Origin of the sequence: Sphaerochaeta sp. S2, assembly GCF_016406725.1 — a bacterium.
Classification (GTDB): domain Bacteria; phylum Spirochaetota; class Spirochaetia; order Sphaerochaetales; family Sphaerochaetaceae; genus Sphaerochaeta.
The window spans coordinates 1-1,870 of record NZ_JAEKNT010000112.1 but is presented as its reverse complement, the minus strand read 5'-3'; the positions used below and the strand labels follow the sequence as shown (position 1 = coordinate 1,870).

Annotated in this window: 3 protein-coding genes; 2 read left to right on the top strand and 1 reads right to left on the bottom strand. The window is 54.8% G+C overall.

The genetic code is table 11. The features are described from left to right. Positions 1–1,028 (bottom strand): MlrC C-terminal domain-containing protein (locus tag JF818_RS03180; RefSeq protein WP_233065854.1); only part of this gene is annotated, 1,028 nt, incomplete at its 3' end. Between the two features lie 18 nt (positions 1,029–1,046). Here JF818_RS03180 and JF818_RS03175 point away from each other — a divergent pair. Then, on the top strand, positions 1,047–1,274 hold the full coding sequence (locus tag JF818_RS03175; protein WP_198890536.1) for a helix-turn-helix domain-containing protein: 228 nt from the start codon (positions 1,047–1,049) through the stop codon (positions 1,272–1,274). Between the two features lie 50 nt (positions 1,275–1,324). Then, positions 1,325–1,870: ATP/GTP-binding protein (locus JF818_RS03170; RefSeq protein WP_198890535.1), on the top strand; the 546-nt coding region annotated here is incomplete at its 3' end.

Sequence of the window (1,870 nt, the reverse complement as noted above, 5' to 3'; positions counted from 1 at the left end):
GCATCGAACTCCCCGTCAAGCGGGCAGATGGGCCTGGAGAGCTCCCTGTAGGGCAGGCGAGTGAAGAGCTCGTCGGTGCTGCCGGTGGTGAGTGCCATCATCGACCGCTTTGCAATCGAGCGTATCTCCGGTTCCAGGTAGCCCAGCTTCACCACGACGGCCTTGCACCTCGTCGGCTCAGCCCCGAGGATTCTCATCATCTCAGGGTCGTAGCATCCTACATGCTTGCTTGCCACCACCACGTGTACCCCTCCCATCTCCAGGAGGGCAAGGTCGGCGTTGTTCGCCCCTTCCCATTTCTCCTTGAGGGAGATAACCTTGGCCTCAGCCTCGATAGGACTGCTCTTCTCTTTGTCGAACTTCGTTCCCAGTGAGCAGTGGAAGGATGAACCAACTCCCTCGCGGAAAGCCTGAGCCACCACAGGTGGGTCATAGAATCCCTGGTAGAGCAGGGGTGGACTGAGCTTGGAGAGGACGGGGTCGTCCATGACCAGGCGCAGGAAGTTCGTAACATCCCCGCTGCCACCTGCTGTCGGGTTGTCCCCGCTGTCGCTGATGACCACCGGGTACACACCTTCTGCAATCGACTCCTTGGTCGCTCCTATAGCATCGCTGGGCATCCTGGTCTCGTTGTAGAACCCGAACTCGGCCCTCCGGCCCCAGAATATGGCTGCCAGTTCCTTTGCTATCTCATCGGCTCTCTTTTGGTCGTCCTGGGTCACCACCACCGCATGCACCGCGTTCTCCCTCTCATCCGCCCAGGGGAAGCCGAGGGTGTAGGAACAGGCAAGCACGCCTTTTTCCTTCTCCCGTTCCCTCAGCCCTTGGATGAGGCTCCTCATCGGCTCCACGCTGGTCTCACTCTGCTCCCCGGCGATAAGCATCGGTATCCTCACCATGGCCATGGTGGGTCTCTTGCCTGACTCAAGGGTGCGGATGACCATCAGGGCGGCGTGGATGCCGGTCTCGTAGGTATCGGTGTGCGGGGCGCACTTGTATCCCACGAACCCGTCCGCTGCCTTCCTCATGCGCCTGGTGAGGGTGGCATGCATGACTTTATGCAGACCAGGATGGAGACATCCTTCGCCCAATATGTAGAGACCTATCGGCTGGAACGTTCCTTGGTGCTCTTCAGTGAGAAACAGATGACCATTGGGGAGATTACCACCCTCTGCGGTTATTCCAATCCCCAGACATTCAGAAGAGCCTTCCAAAAGCGTTATGGTATGCTTCCCTCAGACTACCAGAAGACGGTGTTGTACCAGAAGAAGTAAAAAGGTTGTGTGCCCTCTCCAGAGCTGGTAGAGTTTTCTTGGAGGCATACATGCTTGTACGTTTTACGGTAGGGAATTTTCTCTCCTTTGATACAAATCAAAGCCTCTCTCTGCTCGCTGATGCTGATCTTGGGGTTGGAGAGCGGATATTCACGGTGGACTCAGTACATCTCCTGAAATTTGGCGCCATCTTTGGGGCCAATGCAGCAGGAAAAAGCAATGTGATCAAGGCAATGGCCTTTGCCCACTCCCTTATCAAGCAAGGAACAGAAGCAATCAGGAATCCTGAGGTCTATTGCAGGCTTAAGGCAGGAAACAAGAACAAGCCATCCTATTTTGAGTTTGAAATTGCCTTGGGCGCTTCCCTCTATGCCTATGGGTTTGAGGTCATCATTGCAGAAGGCGTAATCACTGAAGAGTGGTTGGTGAGACTTACCAAGGAAGAAGAGCAAACACTCTTTGCCCGAAATACCCAAGAGAAAACCTTCGAGTATGACACCTCACTGTCTGATGAGCACATTGGCTCACAATTGGAAGCAATCAAGGCAGCAGGAAATATGCTTTTCCTGCAAGGTGCTGTTTTACCTGCCCTACTC